This window comes from Pantoea sp. E956-1, from assembly GCF_982223955.1.
This window is the reverse complement of the sequence record NZ_CEUYZP010000002.1, coordinates 362334-379700: the sequence shown is the minus strand read 5'-3', so window position 1 is coordinate 379700 and position 17367 is coordinate 362334. Positions and strand designations below refer to the sequence as shown.

The 17367-nt window shown below is 55.2% G+C and carries 13 protein-coding genes; 6 read left to right on the top strand and 7 right to left on the bottom strand.

The window, feature by feature from the left end; genetic code table 11:
• Positions 1 to 3: 3 nt before the first annotated feature.
• Entirely contained in the window at positions 4 to 1920 is a 1917-nt protein-coding gene (locus AC0T7J_RS09205; RefSeq protein ID WP_473793621.1) for an ABC transporter ATP-binding protein, read from the bottom strand.
• A gap of 6 nt (positions 1921 to 1926) precedes the next feature.
• Positions 1927 to 4041: a bifunctional 23S rRNA (guanine(2069)-N(7))-methyltransferase RlmK/23S rRNA (guanine(2445)-N(2))-methyltransferase RlmL gene (gene rlmKL, locus AC0T7J_RS09200; protein ID WP_473793619.1), complete on the bottom strand. Its 2115-nt coding sequence runs from the start codon at positions 4039 to 4041 to the stop codon at positions 1927 to 1929.
• Positions 4042 to 4151: 110 nt separating this feature from the next.
• Between rlmKL and AC0T7J_RS09195 the strand changes: the two genes are divergently transcribed.
• Complete coding sequence (locus tag AC0T7J_RS09195) at positions 4152 to 5261, top strand: YcbX family protein (RefSeq protein ID WP_473793618.1); 1110 nt, start codon at positions 4152 to 4154, stop codon at positions 5259 to 5261.
• Here AC0T7J_RS09195 and AC0T7J_RS09190 read toward each other — a convergent pair whose 3' ends face one another.
• From AC0T7J_RS09190 to AC0T7J_RS09175, 4 genes are all read right to left on the bottom strand, one after another.
• The gene (locus tag AC0T7J_RS09190) at positions 5262 to 5804 is read right to left on the bottom strand and encodes a cell division protein ZapC (RefSeq protein WP_473793616.1); all 543 of its coding nucleotides are present in this window, start codon (positions 5802 to 5804) and stop codon (positions 5262 to 5264) included. It abuts the gene before it with no gap.
• A 153-nt stretch (positions 5805 to 5957) separates the two neighbouring features.
• Positions 5958 to 6968, bottom strand: a complete 1011-nt coding sequence (pyrD, locus tag AC0T7J_RS09185) for a quinone-dependent dihydroorotate dehydrogenase (protein ID WP_010255000.1) — start codon at positions 6966 to 6968, stop codon at positions 5958 to 5960.
• Between the two features lie 134 nt (positions 6969 to 7102).
• The gene (locus AC0T7J_RS09180) at positions 7103 to 8404 is read right to left on the bottom strand and encodes a flippase (protein WP_086905833.1); all 1302 of its coding nucleotides are present in this window, start codon (positions 8402 to 8404) and stop codon (positions 7103 to 7105) included.
• A 101-nt stretch (positions 8405 to 8505) separates the two neighbouring features.
• Positions 8506 to 9486, bottom strand: a complete 981-nt coding sequence (locus AC0T7J_RS09175) for a glycosyltransferase family 2 protein (RefSeq protein ID WP_473793614.1) — start codon at positions 9484 to 9486, stop codon at positions 8506 to 8508.
• A 749-nt stretch (positions 9487 to 10235) separates the two neighbouring features.
• Between AC0T7J_RS09175 and ssuE the strand changes: the two genes are divergently transcribed.
• Genes ssuE through ssuB form a run of 5 tightly spaced genes read left to right on the top strand, consistent with a single transcriptional unit; the run spans position 10236 to position 14497 of the window.
• The gene (gene ssuE / locus AC0T7J_RS09170; protein WP_473793974.1) at positions 10236 to 10787 is read left to right on the top strand and encodes an NADPH-dependent FMN reductase; all 552 of its coding nucleotides are present in this window, start codon (positions 10236 to 10238) and stop codon (positions 10785 to 10787) included.
• An 11-nt stretch (positions 10788 to 10798) separates the two neighbouring features.
• Entirely contained in the window at positions 10799 to 11752 is a 954-nt protein-coding gene (locus AC0T7J_RS09165; RefSeq protein ID WP_473793613.1) for an aliphatic sulfonate ABC transporter substrate-binding protein, read from the top strand.
• A gap of 9 nt (positions 11753 to 11761) precedes the next feature.
• On the top strand, positions 11762 to 12910 hold the full coding sequence (gene ssuD / locus AC0T7J_RS09160; RefSeq protein WP_109653155.1) for an FMNH2-dependent alkanesulfonate monooxygenase: 1149 nt from the start codon (positions 11762 to 11764) through the stop codon (positions 12908 to 12910).
• A gap of 10 nt (positions 12911 to 12920) precedes the next feature.
• The gene (gene ssuC, locus AC0T7J_RS09155) at positions 12921 to 13712 is read left to right on the top strand and encodes an aliphatic sulfonate ABC transporter permease SsuC (RefSeq protein WP_473793972.1); all 792 of its coding nucleotides are present in this window, start codon (positions 12921 to 12923) and stop codon (positions 13710 to 13712) included.
• Positions 13709 to 14497, top strand: coding sequence for an aliphatic sulfonates ABC transporter ATP-binding protein (ssuB, locus tag AC0T7J_RS09150; RefSeq protein ID WP_473793611.1), 789 nt, complete (start codon positions 13709 to 13711; stop codon positions 14495 to 14497). The genes ssuC and ssuB overlap by 4 nt, the downstream gene beginning before the upstream one ends.
• A 37-nt stretch (positions 14498 to 14534) precedes the next feature.
• On the opposite strand, the gene pepN is transcribed toward ssuB, so the two are convergent.
• Positions 14535 to 17150: an aminopeptidase N gene (gene pepN / locus AC0T7J_RS09145; protein ID WP_473793609.1), complete on the bottom strand. Its 2616-nt coding sequence runs from the start codon at positions 17148 to 17150 to the stop codon at positions 14535 to 14537.
• Between the last annotated feature and the right edge of the window lie 217 nt (positions 17151 to 17367).

Genomic DNA, 17367 nt, shown 5'->3' with positions numbered 1-17367 from the left:
GCCCTACGCGCCGTTTTTCAGTGACTCTAGCTCTTCCCAGCGCGCAAAAGCGGTTTCCAGCTCCTGCTCAGCCTGAGCCAGATTATCCAGCACCGGTTGCGTCTGATCGTGTGCCTGACTGAAGAAGTCCGGGTGACTCATCTTCGCCTGCAGTTCACCGATACGCGCTTCCAGCTGCTCCAGTTTTTGCGGCAGCTGTTCCAGCTCACGCGCCAGATTGTAGCTGAGTTTATTCACGCTACGCTTCGCATCACCCTTCTCTGCTGCAGGCTTAGAGGCGTTGCCCGTCGCTTTCGCCGGTGCTGCCGCCTTGTGCTGCCGGTAGGCGGCGCGCTGCTGCTGAGCATCGTGATAACCACCAACAAAGGTACCAATCTCACCGTTGCCTTCAAAAATCCAGCACTCGGTAACAGTGTTATCGACGAACTGACGATCGTGGCTCACCAGTAAGACGGTGCCCTGATAACCATCAATCAGCTCTTCCAGAAGTTCCAGCGTTTCGACGTCGAGGTCGTTGGTCGGTTCATCCAGAATCATCAGGTTGCTGGGACGCAGGAACAGGCGTGCCAGCAGCAGACGGTTACGCTCACCGCCCGAAAGGGCGCGCACCGGCGTCATGGCACGTTTCGGGTGGAACAGGAAGTCCTGCAGATAGCCCAGCACGTGGCGCGGTTTGCCGTTGACCAGCACTTCCTGCTTGCCTTCGGCCAGGTTGTCCATCACGGTGCGATCCGGATCCAGTTCAGCGCGATGCTGATCAAAGTAGGCCACTTCCAGCTTGGTGCCGGAATGCACACGGCCATGATCGGCTTTCAGTTGCTGCAGCATCAGGCGCAGTAAGGTGGTTTTCCCGCAGCCGTTCGGTCCGATCAGCGCAATTTTATCGCCGCGCTGCACCTGGGTTGAGAAATCCTTCACCAGCACTTTGCCATCGACGGCGTAGTCGACATTTTCCAGCTCAAAGACAATCTTGCCGGAACGGGACGCTTCGCCCACCTGCATATTGGCTTTGCCCATCACTTCGCGGCGTTCTGAATGTTCACGACGCAGCGCTTTCAGCGCACGCACACGGCCTTCATTACGGGTACGACGGGCTTTGATGCCCTGACGGATCCACACCTCTTCCTGCGCCAGTTTGCGGTCGAATTCGGCGTTCTGCATCTCTTCAACGCGCAACGCTTCCTCTTTGCCTTCCAGATAGAGATCGTAGTTGCCAGGCCAGGAGACCAGCTTGCCACGGTCCAGATCGACAATGCGCGTCGCCATGTTGCGGATAAACGAACGGTCATGGGAAATAAAGATGATGCTGCCGGTGAAGTTCTTCAGGAACGTTTCCAGCCAGTCGATGGTTTCGATATCGAGGTGGTTGGTTGGCTCATCCAGCATCAGGACGCGCGGGTTACTCACCAGCGCACGGCCCAGCGCCGCTTTGCGCAGCCAGCCGCCCGAGAGCGACGACAGCTCGGTATCGGGCTGCAGACCAATCTGCTCCAGCACATCATGGATGCGGCTCTCCAGCTGCCACAGATTCTGATGGTCAAGAATGCTCTGCAGACGCGCCATCTCGTTGAGGTTTTTATCGCTGGGATCTTCCATTACCACATGGGAAATGGCGTGATAGGCTTTCAGATGCTCAGCCTGCTCTTCAACGCCCTCGGCCACGAAGTCATACACCGAACCGGTAATATTGCGCGGTGGATCCTGTTGCAGACGCGCCACGACCAGATCGGTTTCATAAATAATGCGGCCATCATCCAGTGGCTGTTCGCCATTGATGATTTTCATCAGCGTGGATTTACCCGCACCGTTACGGCCCACCAGACAGACGCGTTCGTTCTCTTCGATGTGCAGTTCGGTATTGTCTAACAGCGGCGCATCGCTGAAGGAGAGATAAGCGCCGTGGATACTGATTAATGACATGTAATCTTATTCCTTACCGGCGTGAGTGATCAGCCAGCAGTTGTGAATTTGACGGTTACGCGCGAAGTCCTGCGACTGCGTTTTCTGGGTAATATCCTGCGCCTGCAGGCCCAGTGCTTTCAGGCCATCCATGTCCATTTTGAAACCACGTTTGTTATTGGAGAACATGATGGTGCCGCCGCGACGCAGCAGGCGCTTCAGGTTGCGCATCAGCATCATATGATCGCGCTGAACGTCGAAGCTCTCTTCCATACGTTTGGAGTTGGAGAAGGTTGGCGGATCGATAAAGATCAGGTCAAAATTCTCGTCACTCTCATTCAGCCAGCTCAGGCAGTCCGCCTGCATCAGACGGTGCTGACGACCGGTCAGTCCGTTAAGACGCAGGTTGCGCTCCGCCCACTCCAGATAGGTACGCGACATATCTACCGTGGTGGTTGAACGCGCGCCACCCAGACCGGCATGCACACTGGCGGTGCCGGTATAGGCAAACAGGTTCAGGAAATCTTTGCCCTGACTCATCTGGCCCAGCATTTTACGGGCAATGCGGTGATCGAGGAACAGGCCGGTATCGAGATAGTCGGTCAGATTCACCCAGAAACGCGCATTAAACTCTTTAACTTCGAAATAGTCGCCCTTCTCGCTGAGCTTCTGATACTGCGCTTTGCCTTTCTGGCGTTCACGCGTTTTCATAATCAGACGATCGGCAGGCAGTTGCAGCACACTCAGCGTCGCGCTGATAACATCGAACAGACGCTGACGCGCTTTATCAGGATCGATGGTTTTTGGTGGCGCGTACTCCTGAATAATTACCCAGTCACCATAGCGATCGACAGCAACGTTGTAGTCTGGCAGATCGGCATCGTAAATGCGGTAGCATTCAATGCCTTCCTGACGCGCCCACTTCTCCAGTTTTTTCACGTTTTTACGCAGGCGGTTAGCGTAATCTTCCGCAATCTGTCCGGCGCTTTCATGACTGTTAACCGCCAGCTTATAGTTTTTCTGCACGCAATCCAGCGGACCGTTCTTCGCTTTAAACTGGCGATCGGCACGCAATTGCAGGCAGCTCAGCAGTTCTGGCGAGGCGCTGAACAGCGACAGGTTCCAGCCGCCAAAATGCTGCTTCATCAGACGACCGAGCTGGCTGTGCAGCGCAATCAAGGCTGGCTCGCTTTCCAGACGCTCACCATAAGGAGGATTACTCAGCACCGTGCCGTGAACCGCCGGATCGACCGGATTAGTCAGCTTCAGCAGATCCTGCTGGCCGAAGGTGAAAAGTTCAAAGACGCCAGCGCGGCGGGCATTCGCCTGCGCCCACTCCAGCACCCGACTATTATTGTCGTAGCCAAAGAAGCGCGCCTGGGTGGCGGCCGTACCAGCACGGGCACGCTCCTGCGCCTCGGCCTTCACGTCCTGCCAAAGCGCAGCGTTAAACTGGTTCCATGCGGTAAAGCCCCAGTGCTTGCGCAGCAGGCCAGGCGCACGGTCGCAGGCGATTAGCGCAGCTTCAATCAGCAGCGTACCGGAACCACACATCGGGTCGATCAGCGGTGTGGACGGCTCCCAGCCTGAACGCAGCACAATCGCCGCCGCCAGGGTCTCTTTTAACGGAGCCTGACCGGTCTGCTGGCGATAACCGCGCTGATGCAGCGAGGTGCCGCTGAGATCCAGCGCAATGCTGGCGCGATCATCATTCAGCCAGACGTTGACACGGATATCCGCCTGCTCACGATCGACGTTCGGCCGTTCGAGATTCTGGCGGGTAAAGCTGTCCACGATGGCATCTTTCACTTTCAGCGCGCCGAACTGGCTGTTACGGATCGAATCGTTAGTGCCGCTGAAATGGACGACAAAGGTTTTGTCGCTGCCAAACATCGTCGGCCAGTCCACGCTCTGCACACCCAGATAGAGATCGAGATCGCTGTAGACGCCAAACTCTCCCAGCGGCAACAGGATGCGTGATGCTAAACGACTCCACATCAGGCTTTGGTACAGGGTGCGATCGTCGGCTTCGTAATGAACGCCTCCCTGCACCACTTGCAAATCCTGCGCGCCCAGCGCGTCCAGCTCACTTTTTAACAGCTCTTCGAGCCCACGCGCCGTGCTGGCAAACAGAGAATTCATATCGTCACTTTTTAACTCTTGAGAAAATTGTCGCGCATTATAGCGAATCGGAGACCTATGTCATAAAGTTAGCTTCTTTTGTGTCGCGCGTCGGGTTCAAGGAGAACACCATGATCACGCTTTCCCGCTTATTTATTCATCCTGTGAAGTCAATGCGGGGATTAGCATTATCCCACTCGCTGGTCACTGACAGCGGACTGGCGTTTGATCGTCTGTTCATGGTGACCGAACCTGATGGCACCTTTATTACCGCCCGGCAGTACCCTGAGATGGTGCGCTTTACGCCCGCGATTCTGCCGGATGGTCTGCTGCTGGCTGCCCCGGATGGCAGTCAGTCCCTGATCCGCTTCAGCGATTTCGATGAGCAGGATCATCCCACCGAAGTCTGGGGTAATCATTTTACCGCGCGCATAGCGCCGCGTGCGATTAATCAATGGCTGAGCCAGTTCTTCCCGCGTGAAGTTCAGCTGCGCTGGGTCGGGCCGCAGCCCAGCCGCCGGGTCAAAAAGTTTGATCATATTCCGCTAAGCTTTGCCGATGGCTTTCCGTTTTTGCTCATTAACAACGCGTCGCTGCATGATCTGCAACAGCGCTGCCCGGCCAGCGTCCGAGCGGAACAGTTTCGCCCGAATCTGGTAGTCAGTGGCGCTGCCGCGTGGGATGAAGATAGCTGGGCGGAGATTCAGATTGGCGACGTGATATTTGAGGTGCCTAAGCCATGCAGTCGCTGCGTGCTCACCACGGTCAGCACCGAGACCGGCGTTAAGCATCCTGCCGGTCATCCGCTGACCACGCTGCAGACCTTCCGCACTGCACAGGATGGCAGTGGTGATATTGATTTCGGTCTGAACTTAGTGGCGCGCAACAGTGGCGTAGTGCGCGCCGGTGATGAAATGATCATCCTGAAACGCCATACACCCCGCAGCTATGGTGCCGGTGACGTGGTCGAAACGTTAAAACCGCAGCAGCAGGCACCTGATGCCGTGACCATTACTTTTCAGGGGCATGCATTCACCGGGGATAATCAGCAGGTATTACTGGATCAGCTGGAGATGCAGGGCTTCCGGATCCCCTACTCCTGTCGGGCGGGACTGTGCGGCAGCTGCAAGTTGAGTCTGGTCGCGGGTGAAGTGAAGGCGCTGAAACAGAGTGCCCTGCGTCAGGACGGCACGCTGTTAAGCTGCAGCTGTATTCCGGCTGGTGATGTCGAATTAAGGTAATCAGACTGCGCGGGCGTAGCGCGGTGCGACATCCTGATACAGGGGCTGCAGGCGATCGTTCATCACCTTAATGGCATCACCCAGCACCATGTTTTTTCCGGCCAGGGTCAATCCCGGCTGCGCCAGCAGGCAGAGCGCCGCGTTATCGCCACTCTCAACCACCAGCAGACGCGCCTGCGTTCCCTCTTGTGCCAGCGTAACCTGTACCATTTCACCGGGACGGGGCTGCATTGCCGGGACATAAGAGGTGAAATGCCAGCTTTTCGGCATCAGTGGCTTGAGGAAGCGTGCAGCGACCAGCGCATTTAACACCAGTTCAGCGCGATGGCTGCCACTGAGTTTGCACTGACGGCAGGTCTCTTCAAAGGTGTAATAAAGGGCGGCATCATCGACACAAAAACCCGATTCAGTGAAAGCATCCGGCGTGAGCATTTTGCGGGAATAACGGGAACGAAAAAGCATACCGTCTGCCAGGTCGAGCATCATTCGGTCGTGGCTGCTGTCAAAATACCAACGCCAGTTATCATCGGGTTTAATTTTCATCGTGTGCCCTGTATTTACCGCTGCGCCAAAAATCACGCAGAATTCAGCGAAAAAAGAAACATAAGGAAAAGCTGAAAAAGCGTGCAACAGGACAAAATATAAACGAGCCGAGGGGATAAATAAACCCCCCGGTCAATCATTGTGAGAATTGTCTTAGAGATGGGTGACGATATCTTTAATTAAACCTGGTCCCTGATAAATAAAGCCTGAATAAATCTGAACCAGTGTTGCCCCGGCGGCGATTTTTTCACGCGCTGCCGTCAGAGAATCGATCCCGCCTACGCCAATAATCGGCAACCGTCCCTGCAGTTCCTGAGAGAGGCGCTGGATCACCGCCGTACTGCGCGACTGAACTGGCCGTCCACTTAACCCACCCGCTTCCTCAGCATGCTTAAGACCGCTTACAAGCGAACGATCGAGCGTGGTATTGCTGGCAATCACGCCATCAATCTGATGACGAATTAAACTGTCCGCGACCTGAATTAACTCTTCTTCAGAGAGATCGGGCGCAATTTTTACGGCCAGCGGAACATATTTAAGATGACGCTGTTCCAGCTCTTTTTGTTTCTGTTTGATGGAAGAAAGCAGATCATCCAGCGCCTCGCCATATTGCAGCGAACGCAAACCTGGGGTGTTAGGGGAAGAAATATTGATGGCGATATAACCGGCGTGGGCATAGACCTTCTCCATGCAGATCAGATAATCATCTTTGCCCTGCTCGACCGGCGTATCTTTATTTTTACCGATATTGATCCCCAGCACGCCGTTAAAACGCGCTTTCTTCACGTTCTCAACCAGGTGATCAACACCGAGATTATTAAATCCCATCCGATTGATAATTCCGCCCGCTTCGACCAGACGAAACATGCGCGGTTTATCATTTCCTGCCTGAGCGCGTGGTGTGACGGTACCGACTTCAACAAAACCAAAGCCCATCGCCGCAAACGCATCAATACACTCTGCGTTCTTATCCAGACCCGCTGCCAGGCCCAGGGCATTCTTAAAGGTCAGTCCCATACAGGTGACCGGACGCGACGGCAGATTCTGGCGATAAAACATCTCCAGCGGCGTGCCATTCATAAAACGCAGTTGCTGAAAGGTGAGTTCGTGTGCGCGTTCGGGGTCGAGTTTAAACAGCGCCGGTCGGACGATAGGATAAAACATGCACTCTCCTGAAGGACGGAAGCGATCGTGGAAGTCGGTGCACGGGAAAATGTGCGCCAGAATGGTAAAGTGCTCTGGCGCAAAAGTAAATCGAACAGCAGGGATGCATCAAACTATCTGAAAATGCTTTGATCTTACGCGGCGGAATCGTTTACGGGGTGATTTTTCACCTCAGAGGGAAACAGATATTCCCGCAGGATGCCGTGACGTTGCATGATGCCAAAAATACCAAGGCAGACAAACGCTTCAGCCCCGACCATCGACCATGCGGCACCAATGGCACCAAACTTCCACGCCAGGAAACAGCACAGCGGCACGTTAACCACACCAGCGGCCATCATCACCCACATACGCTGGCGGGCCAGACCATGTGGGATCAGAATCTGCAAGCCAGCCGGATAGGCAATATTGCCAAACAGGAAGCAGAGCACAAAGACGCGCAGCACATCCGCCGACGGGATAAAGTCTTTTCCCAGTAAGATTGAGACCACCAGGTCAGCAAAAAACCAGGTAAAGATCACAATTGACAGACTCAGGGAGAACGACAGCAGCAGGCTTTTGCGTGTCGCTGCAATCGCGGCCCGTTTATCCCGGCCGAACAGGTGACTGACGCGCGGGAAGAAGGCGCTGCCGATCTGCTCCGGCACAGAGTTAGCCGCTTTACGCAGGCGATCGGCGCCGTTGTAAATCCCGACCATGTAAGTAGAAGCAAAGGAGGCGAGAATCACCACGTTGACGCTGTTGAAAAGGTTAGCTCCGGCAATGGCGATAAACACGTCCATGCTGTCGGTGATGCGCTGTTTGATTTCGCGAGGTTCAAAGCGATAACGGCCAATGACTTTCATCTCCAGCACGAACTTCAGCGTAATCGCCGCACTGATAATGGAGACCGCGCCAGGGATCAGGGCCGCCAGCCAGGTGTCCTGCGGAGATTTCACCAGCAAAAAGGTCAGCGGAATCGCACAAAAGTTACCGAAGGTGGCGATCATCGCCGTCTTACCCAGCTTCTCAAAGCCCTGCATCAGCCAGCCAAATGAAAACAACGAGCCGACCAGCGTGGTGCAGTTCGCCAGAATAATGAAGAACAGAGGGTGCCAGGAGGGATTGAACCAGGTCGCGGTCAGCAGCGTGCCGCTGGTGACCACCAGCAGCATCAGCTTGGCGTTAAACGTTGACCAGAAGAGCTGACTGACGCGTTCTTTGTCATCACGATGGTGAGCAATATCTTTGGTCGTAAAGACATTGAATCCCCAGTCGGAGATGGTGCTGCAATAGAGGACGCAGGCGATCGCCAGCGCCAGCGTACCCATCTGCTCTACGCCCAGAACGCGGGCAAGGTAGGGCAGCGTTGCGAGCGGAAACAGAAACGACGCGCCGCGATAAGCCAGCAGCGAGAAAATATTAATAACCAGACTTTTATCGAGTACTTTTGCCATGACGCAACAACCTTATACACATTGCATGTCTCACCTTCTCATTTCGCTAAGGCATAAACAATATCGCTTCACATTTTTCAGAATCAGGCTGTTTTTCAGAATCAGGCTGCGTTTTTCAGCTCTTTTTTAACCTTGTAATGCTGTAGCGCTATAAACAGTTCAGGACGATTAAACAATAACCATTCTTTAAAGTTCTCTTTTTTTACATTACGTCCCATAAAGCGAATAGCATTAAGTACATATTCCGGCACAGGGGTAAGATTATAGAGCGACAAATAAATCATCAGGCGAAACGAGTGCACTAAATAGGCTTTTTCCAGCGTATCGCGCCACGCTGATTTAACCTGAGAACCGGTTAACGTATTGTAGGCGTGCATAAAGGCGTCATAACGCTGATAGAAAAACTCATTACTTTTGGTACTGTTTGTCAGTGAACCGTTGCGGATACGCTGTTTATAATAGACCTGATGACTGACCCAGGCCTGCCGGCTTTTCATAAAGCAGGAAAGGGTAAAATTGTGGTCTTCATGAACGCGTTTAACAAAGCGTAATTTATGTTGTTCAATAACGCGTTTGCTGATGACATAGCTCCAGGCCGCCGAGGTATAGCTGCCGTTACGCAGCAGGCCCAATAAGACTTCCTGCGGTTTTTGCTGGCCAAAATATTCATGTCTGACTTTTGGCGATGTGATGTCAATCTGACCATCACGGTAGACGCAGGAGTTAAAACAGAACAGGTCCGTCTCAGGGTGTTTTTCCGCCACCATCGCCAGTTCGGCCACCAGCCCATCCGCTACGACGTCGTCCGGGTCACAGAAAAAGAGAAACTTGCCCTGCGCCTGCGCAATACCCACATCCCGTGCATGACCGGCTCCCCCATTTTCAGTGGTAATTATTTTCACCTGAGAAAGATGCGCATAATTCTGTTCAAGTAAGGCTAATGTTCCATCGGTGGATCCATCATTCACAATGAGTATTTCATTGGGCGCTTTAACCTGACGTAATAATGAATCGACGCACTCCACAATATATTTTTCAACATTGTAGGTGGGAATAATTACTGATAACAACGTGTCAGACATAGCAATTCTCTGCTGTTAGAAAAAAGACAATACGATTCACCCGCCAGATGCAGGGCATGACCAGAGGTAAAACGTCGAAAAGGGTGACGCGCTAATATTATGATGGCTTTCATTTAGCCTGATTATCTTAAACCGGTAAGGCGAAAAAAGACCAGTCGTAAAAATTCTCTTAACGTTTCACGGGAGAATCACTGTTAACGAAAGTGCATCTATAGCCCGGGTTAATGTTAAAACCGTTGATGATCGATTTAAAATAGCCCTGTAAAGCAGACGTAACCAGATTCAGGAATCTGTAAGCGAACATCTGAAACGATGTATAAATTCAGCATTCCTTCATTTTTATTACAGTTTTCTTTCTGCAACTAATCCTAATCTCTGGCAGTCGTTTACCGCAGACAAGCTGATTCTGTGCTGCTTTGCCACGCTGTTTTGCCAGCCGTTTCGCTTTATTGTCGTGCCACTCTCAGGAAAAATGATTAAGCAATCAGACGAAAGATATTTTTTCTTCTTAATCGGCTCATTTTGACGATCTCGTATCATCACCCTTAATGAATTATCCCGCTGCCAGCGCTTAATTTAAGAATTATCGGAAGCGGTCAGCCTCCCTTCTGCCGCTACGGCTTCTATTTGCAGATTTCACCCTTACTTTGCCGGATAAATCATTTAAGCCCGCTCCCCTGCTCTGACAGTATGAAGACATAAGTTCTCAACATTTGATAATCAATAACTTTTAGTTATAAGGAGTAATGATGCGAGTTATTACGCTGGCAGGCAGCCCACGATTTCCCTCCCGCTCAACCTCACTGCTGACGCTGTGTCAGCACAAGCTGGAGGCACGTGGCGTTGAAGTCATTCCGTGGAATATTCACAACTTTCAGCCTGACGATCTGATCAATGCGCGTTTTGATGCGCCCGCGCTACTGGCGCTGCGTGACGATCTGGCGTCGGCAGATGGCGTAATTGTTGCGACACCTGTCTATAAAGCGTCGTTTTCGGGTGCGCTGAAGACCCTGCTCGATCTGCTGCCTGAGCGCGCACTGGAACACAAAGTGGTATTGCCGCTGGCCAGCGGCGGCAGTGCTGGCCATATGCTGGCGCTGGACTATGCCCTGAAACCGGTGCTCAACGCCTTAAAGGCGCAGGAGATCCTGCAAGGCGTTTATGCCGAGGATCACCAGATCAGCCATTACGACCGTCAGCCCGAACTGCAGGATTCACTGTCACAGCGCCTGGATGAAGCCGTCTCCGCCTTCTGGCTGGCGCTGACCCGTCACCATCATCCTGTTGCGCAAGCGGTATAAGGAAGCAATCGATGAAACAGAGATTAGGAAAGTGGCTGGTGGCCGGACTTCTGCTGGCCGGCCTCCAGGTACAGGCCGCCGAATCCGATCCAACTGAGATTCGCATCGGCTATCAGAAAGGTTCGGTCAGCATGGTGCTGGCAAAGTCACATCAGTTACTGGAAAAACGATTTCCTCATACCCGGATTAAGTGGATCGAGTTTCCTGCAGGTCCGCAAATGCTGGAAGCGCTGAACATCAACAGTATCGACCTGGGCAGTACCGGCGACCTTCCCCCGCTGTTTGCCCAGGCCGCGGGCGCGGATCTGCTTTATGTCGGCGCGGAACCGCCCAAACCTAAAGCGGAAGTGATTCTGGTGCCAAAAAGTAGCCCCCTGAAACAGGTTGCGGATCTGAAAGGCAAGAAAGTGGCTTTCCAGAAAGGCTCCAGCTCTCACAACTTACTGCTGCGCGCCTTACAGCAGGCGGGTCTGACCTTTAAAGACATCACGCCGGTCTATCTCACCCCCGCCGATGCGCGCGCCGCCTTCCAGCAGGGTGACGTTGATGCCTGGGCAATCTGGGATCCTTACTATTCATCAGTGCTGCTGCAGGGGAATTCGCGCCTGCTGATTGATGGCAGCTCCCTTAACCTGACCGGCTCCTTCTATTTAGCGACCCGCAGCTACGCCGAAGCCCATGGCGCGTTTATTCAGCAGGTGCTCGACACCTTCAGTTCTGCTGACGCGCTGACAATCAGCCAGCGTCAGCAGAGCACCACGTTACTGGCGCAGGCGATGGGCTTGCCCGAACCGGTTATCGCCAGCTACCTCAGCCATCGGCCACCTACCCGGATTTCGCCGGTCAGTGCCGAAACCGCAGCCGCCCAGCAGCGCACCGCTGATCTGTTCTATGCCAATCATCTCTTGCCAGTAAAAGTGACGATTCAGGATCGCATCTGGCATCCGCATACCGTGACGCAATAAGGAGCAACAATGAGCGTATCCATTTTCTGGTTCCTGCCGACGCATGGCGACGGCCACTATCTTGGTACTGCCGAAGGGGCGCGACCGGTTGATCACGCCTATCTGCAACAGGTGGCGCAGGCCGCTGACCGCCTCGGCTTTGGCGGCGTACTGATCCCCACCGGCCGCTCCTGCGAAGATGCCTGGCTGGTTGCCGCCTCGCTGATTCCGGTGACGCAGCGCCTGCGATTCCTGGTGGCGCTGCGTCCTGGGGTGATTTCACCGACCCAGGCAGCACGTCAGGCCGCCACGCTGGACCGTCTTTCTAACGGACGTGCGCTGTTTAATCTGGTGACCGGCGGCGATCCGGAAGAGCTGGCGGGCGACGGCGTGTTTCTCGATCACCGCGAGCGTTACGCGGAATCCGCCGAGTTTACCCGCGTCTGGCGTCGGGTGCTGGAAGGCGAAACCGTCGATTATGAAGGCAAGCACGTGAAGGTTCGCGGTGCGCGTCTGATGTTTAAACCGGTGCAGCAGCCTCGTCCCCCGCTGTGGTTTGGCGGCTCTTCTGAACCCGCCCAGGAGCTGGCGGCCGAACAGGTCGATGTTTACCTCACCTGGGGCGAACCCCCTGCGCAGGTTAAAGAGAAGATTGAGCAGGTGCGCGCGAAAGCGGCAGCCCAGGGACGCACCGTCCGGTTCGGCATCCGTCTGCATGTGATCGTGCGTGAAACCAATGAAGAGGCCTGGCAGGCCGCCGACAAACTGATTGCCAATGTGGATGACGCCACCATCGCCAAAGCGCAGGCGGCGTTCCAGCGGGCAGATTCTGTGGGGCAGCGCCGGATGGCCGCACTGCATGGCGGTCGCCGCGACAAGCTCGAAATCAGCCCTAACCTGTGGGCAGGCGTCGGCCTGGTGCGCAGCGGAGCCGGGACCGCGCTGGTCGGCGATGGCCCGACCGTGGCCGCACGCATCAAAGAGTATGAGGCGCTGGGCATTGAGACCTTCATCCTGTCGGGTTATCCGCACCTGGAAGAGGCTTATCGCGTCGGCGAACTGCTGTTCCCGCATCTTGATCTGCAGGTTCCACTGGTGCCCCAGCCGCGCGTGGTTCAGGCACACGGTGAAGCGGTAGCCAACGATTTTACCCCTGAGAAAAAAGTCGCCCGGGGCTGAGGAGAGCATGATGACCAGAACCCGAAAACGCCTTGCTGATACGCTGGTGCCCTGGCTGCTGCCGACGCTGCTGATCGTGGTGTGGCAGACTGCCTCGCAAGCCGGCTGGTTGTCGACCCGCATTCTGCCCGCACCGGAGAAAATTGTAACCACCTTCTGGCAGCTGACTGCCAGTGGTGAACTCTGGCAGCACCTGGCGATCAGTAGCTGGCGGGCGCTGATCGGCTTCAGTATCGGCGGTTCTATCGGCCTGCTGCTCGGGCTGATTACCGGCACCTCCAGAACCGGTGAACGACTGCTGGATACCTCGGTACAGATGCTGCGCAATGTGCCGCATCTGGCGCTGATCCCGCTGGTGATCCTCTGGTTCGGTATCGATGAGTCCGCCAAAATCTTTCTGGTGGCGCTGGGTACACTGTTCCCGATCTACCTGAATACCTATCACGGCATCCGCAACATCGATCGCGGGCTGGTTGAGATGGCGCGCAGCTATGGCCTTTCCGGCTGGAGCCTGTTTATTCAGGTGATCCTGCCCGGCGCGCTGCCCAATATCATGGTCGGCGTGCGTTTCGCGCTGGGCCTGATGTGGCTGACGCTGATTGTCGCAGAGACCATCTCTGCCAACGCGGGTATCGGCTATCTGGCCATGAACGCGCGTGAATTCCTGCAGACCGATGTGGTGGTGGTCGCCATTATTCTTTATGCCCTGCTCGGCAAACTGGCGGATGTCGCCGCGTTGTTGCTTGAACGCGTCTGGCTGCGCTGGCATCCCGCTTATCAACTGAAGGAGGAGAACGCATGAGTCAGACTCTCTCACCGGCGCGCCTGAACACCGGCACGCCGGTTGGCGTTAACGGCGTCAGTAAACAGTATGGCAGCCGCACCATTCTCAATAAGATTGACCTGCATATTCCCTCAGGTCAGTTTGTGGCGGTTGTGGGTCGCAGCGGCTGTGGCAAAAGCACGCTGCTGCGCCTGCTGGCCGGTCTCGAACAGAGCTCCAGCGGTGAACTGCTGACAGGCAATGCGCCGCTGCAGTCGGCACACGAAGATACCCGCCTGATGTTTCAGGATGCGCGACTGCTGCCGTGGAAAAAAGTGATCGATAACGTCGGGCTGGGTCTGCGTGGACGCGAATGGCGCAGCGCGGCGCTGGATGCACTGGCGGCGGTAGGCCTCGCCGATCGGGCAGATGAGTGGCCGGCCGCCCTCTCCGGCGGTCAGAAACAGCGTGTCGCACTGGCCAGAGCATTGATTCACCGGCCCGGTTTACTGCTGCTGGATGAACCGCTGGGCGCGCTGGATGCCCTGACACGCATTGAAATGCAGGGATTGATTGAGTCCCTGTGGCAGCAGCATCACTTTACCGTGCTGCTGGTTACGCATGATGTGAGTGAAGCGGTGGTGATGGCAGATCGGGTGCTGTTGATCGAAGAGGGTCAGATCGGGCTGGATCTGCTGGTGGATTTGCCCCGTCCCCGCCGTCGCGGATCGGCGCGGCTGGCAGAGCTGGAAGCGGAGGTACTGGATCGGGTCATGCAGCGTACGGAGCGACCGCAGACGGTTCGTTACGCGCAGCAGCGCTAAAAAAGGGGAGTGTCTCAGACGCTCCCCTTTTTCATTATCAGGCGTTCAGTGCCCGGGTAATTTTCTCGTAGAGGTCGCCAGAGAGTTTATCCAGCTCCAGCAGCTGCTCCAGCGCCTGGCGCATCATCGCCTGACGGCCTTCGTCATAACGTTTCAGGCGAATCAGCGGCTCCACCATCCGTGCCGCAACCTGCGGATTGCGGGTGTTGAGGTCGGTAAGCATCTCCACCAGGAACTTATACCCGCTGCCATCCCTGGCATGGAAGGCGGCCGGGTTAGCCGAGGCAAAGGCACCCACCAGCGAGCGAACACGGTTCGGATTACTCATGGTGAAGGAGCGATGATTCAGAAGCTGACGCACGTTGCGCATTACGTTAGCGGCCGGACTGGTCGCCTGCAGCACAAACCATTTGTCCATCACCAGACCATCCTGATGCCAGCGCTCATCGTAAGCTGCCAGCAGCGCATCACGGCACGGTAACTGTGCCGCAACAGCAGCAGAAAGCGCCGCCAGCGCATCGGTCATGTTGGTCGCCTGGTGATACTGGGTCTGCACCAGTTTATCCGCCAGCTGCGCATCGCTGAAGGCGAGATAGGTCAGGCAGATATTTTTCAGGCTGCGCTGACCAATCGCGTCATGCTCCACGCGGTATTCAGGCTGCTGATTGGCGTTGTAGATCGCAAAGAACTCATCGGCCAGTTCGCGTGCCAGCGTGCGTTGCAGCGCGTCACGCACCAGCGCAATCGCCTGCGGATCGATAGTATCAAACAGCTCGGCAATCTCATTTTCCGACGGCAGCGTCAGGATCAGCGCGGTCAGCGCCGGGTCACAATCGGTATCCAGCAGCACCGCGCGGAAGGCGTCGGCCACATGCAGCGGCAGTGACAGATGCTGACCCTGCTGATAGCGGGCGACATTCAGACGGATATAGGTCGCCAGCAGGCTCTGAGCCGCATCCCAGCGGGAGAAGTCGTTGCGTGCATGACGCATCAGGAAGGTGAGCTGAGCATCACTCCATTTGTAATCGAGCTTCACCGGGGCAGAGAATTCACGCAGCAGCGACGGCACCGGCTGGAAGTAGACGTTATCGAAAATAAAGGTCTGGAACTCCTCGGTGACATTCAGCACATGATGCACCGGATGACCATTATTCTGCAGCGGGATCACCTTGCCTTCGCCATCATAGAGTTCAATATCCAGTGGGATATGCAGCGGCAGCTTCTCTTTCTGATCGGCAGTCGCAGGCGTGTGCTGCGTAACGTGCAGCGTATACTGCTCCAGCTCCGGGTTGTAATCGTCGCGCACCGTCAGCACTGGCGTACCGGACTGGCTGTACCAGCGGCGGAACTGCGACAGGTCAACATTTGAGGCATCTTCCATCGCCTGAACAAAATCATCACAGGTGGCGGCGCTGCCGTCGTGGCGATCAAAATAGAGCTTCATGCCCTTCTGGAAGTTCTCTTCACCCAGCAGGGTGTGCATCATACGGATCACTTCTGACCCTTTTTCATACACCGTCAGGGTATAGAAGTTGTTCATCTCGATGACCTGATCCGGACGGATCGGGTGTGCCATCGGGCTGGCATCTTCGGCGAACTGTGCACCGCGTACGATCCGCACGTTATCAATGCGGTTCACCGCGCGTGAACCCAGATCAGAGCTGAACTCCTGATCGCGGAACACCGTCAGTCCCTCTTTCAGGCTGAGCTGGAACCAGTCGCGACAGGTCACGCGGTTACCGGTCCAGTTATGGAAATATTCGTGACCGATAACCGCTTCAATGCCCAGGTAATCTTTGTCCGTCGCCGTTTCCGCTTTAGCCAGCACATATTTGGCATTGAAGACGTTAAGACCTTTGTTCTCCATGGCACCCATGTTGAAGAAGTCCACCGCCACGATCATAAAGATGTCGAGGTCATACTCCAGACCGAAACGCTCTTCATCCCACTTCATGCTGTTTTTCAGCGAGGTCATCGCCCAGTCGGCCCGGTCGAGGTTACCGCGATCGACGAAGATCTCCAGCGCCACATCACGTCCTGAACGGGTGGTGAAGCTGTCGCGCAGCACGTCGAAATCGCCCGCCACCAGCGCAAACAGGTAGCAGGGTTTCGGGAACGGATCCTGCCACTTCACCCAGCTGCGACCCTGCTCATCCCGGCCGCTGTCAATGCGGTTACCGTTGGAGAGCAGGAAAGGATAGCGTTCACCGTCGGCATAAATGGTGGTGGTAAAGCGCGCCAGCACGTCGGGGCGATCGAGATACCAGGTAATATGACGGAAGCCTTCAGCCTCACATTGGGTGCAGAGCGCCTCGCCCGATTTGTACAGCCCTTCCAGCGCGGTGTTCTGGTCCGGGTGAATATCGTTAATAATTTTCAGGGTGAAGCTGTCCGGCAGCTGGCTGATGACCAGTGCGCCCTCTTCTTCACGGAAGGCCGTCCAGGCTTGCCCGTCGACCTCCAGCGCAATCAGCGTTAACGCTTCGCCGTCCAGTCGCAGCTCAGCCTGGCTGTCGCCCAGTCGTTTAACCTGGCTGATGGCCGTTACGCGGGTGGTGGACGCATCCAGTTCAAAAGTTAAATCGATATCGGTAATGGTGTACTCAGGCGCACGGTAGTCGTGGCGATACTTGATTTGGGGCTGTTGCGTCATATTGCGTCTCGCGTTGTTATAAGTTTACCGGCAAAGTCTAAGCTTGTTACTACAAGCTTGCCACGCACAATGCACCTAAAGGGTGAAATGGCTACACTTTGTTAACAAAGGCACAGATTGGCCTCGACCCGCCCGTCTGAAATATGCTGTGATCGGCTTCAGATAGTGAATTATACTTTTGCGTCTTTATGACTGTGTACAACACCGGGCTCTGCGC

What these genes read in the sequence shown, in the direction of transcription:
- AC0T7J_RS09205 (WP_473793621.1), bottom strand. Translation starts at nt 1,920, where the DNA reads ATGTCATTAATCAGTATCCACGGCGCTTATCTCTCCTTCAGCGATGCG.
- rlmKL (WP_473793619.1), bottom strand. Translation starts at nt 4,041, where the DNA reads ATGAATTCTCTGTTTGCCAGCACGGCGCGTGGGCTCGAAGAGCTGTTA.
- AC0T7J_RS09195 (WP_473793618.1), top strand. Translation starts at nt 4,152, where the DNA reads ATGATCACGCTTTCCCGCTTATTTATTCATCCTGTGAAGTCAATGCGG.
- AC0T7J_RS09190 (WP_473793616.1), bottom strand. Translation starts at nt 5,804, where the DNA reads ATGAAAATTAAACCCGATGATAACTGGCGTTGGTATTTTGACAGCAGC.
- pyrD (WP_010255000.1), bottom strand. Translation starts at nt 6,968, where the DNA reads ATGTTTTATCCTATCGTCCGACCGGCGCTGTTTAAACTCGACCCCGAA.
- AC0T7J_RS09180 (WP_086905833.1), bottom strand. Translation starts at nt 8,404, where the DNA reads ATGGCAAAAGTACTCGATAAAAGTCTGGTTATTAATATTTTCTCGCTG.
- AC0T7J_RS09175 (WP_473793614.1), bottom strand. Translation starts at nt 9,486, where the DNA reads ATGTCTGACACGTTGTTATCAGTAATTATTCCCACCTACAATGTTGAA.
- ssuE (WP_473793974.1), top strand. Translation starts at nt 10,236, where the DNA reads ATGCGAGTTATTACGCTGGCAGGCAGCCCACGATTTCCCTCCCGCTCA.
- AC0T7J_RS09165 (WP_473793613.1), top strand. Translation starts at nt 10,799, where the DNA reads ATGAAACAGAGATTAGGAAAGTGGCTGGTGGCCGGACTTCTGCTGGCC.
- ssuD (WP_109653155.1), top strand. Translation starts at nt 11,762, where the DNA reads ATGAGCGTATCCATTTTCTGGTTCCTGCCGACGCATGGCGACGGCCAC.
- ssuC (WP_473793972.1), top strand. Translation starts at nt 12,921, where the DNA reads ATGACCAGAACCCGAAAACGCCTTGCTGATACGCTGGTGCCCTGGCTG.
- ssuB (WP_473793611.1), top strand. Translation starts at nt 13,709, where the DNA reads ATGAGTCAGACTCTCTCACCGGCGCGCCTGAACACCGGCACGCCGGTT.
- pepN (WP_473793609.1), bottom strand. Translation starts at nt 17,150, where the DNA reads ATGACGCAACAGCCCCAAATCAAGTATCGCCACGACTACCGTGCGCCT.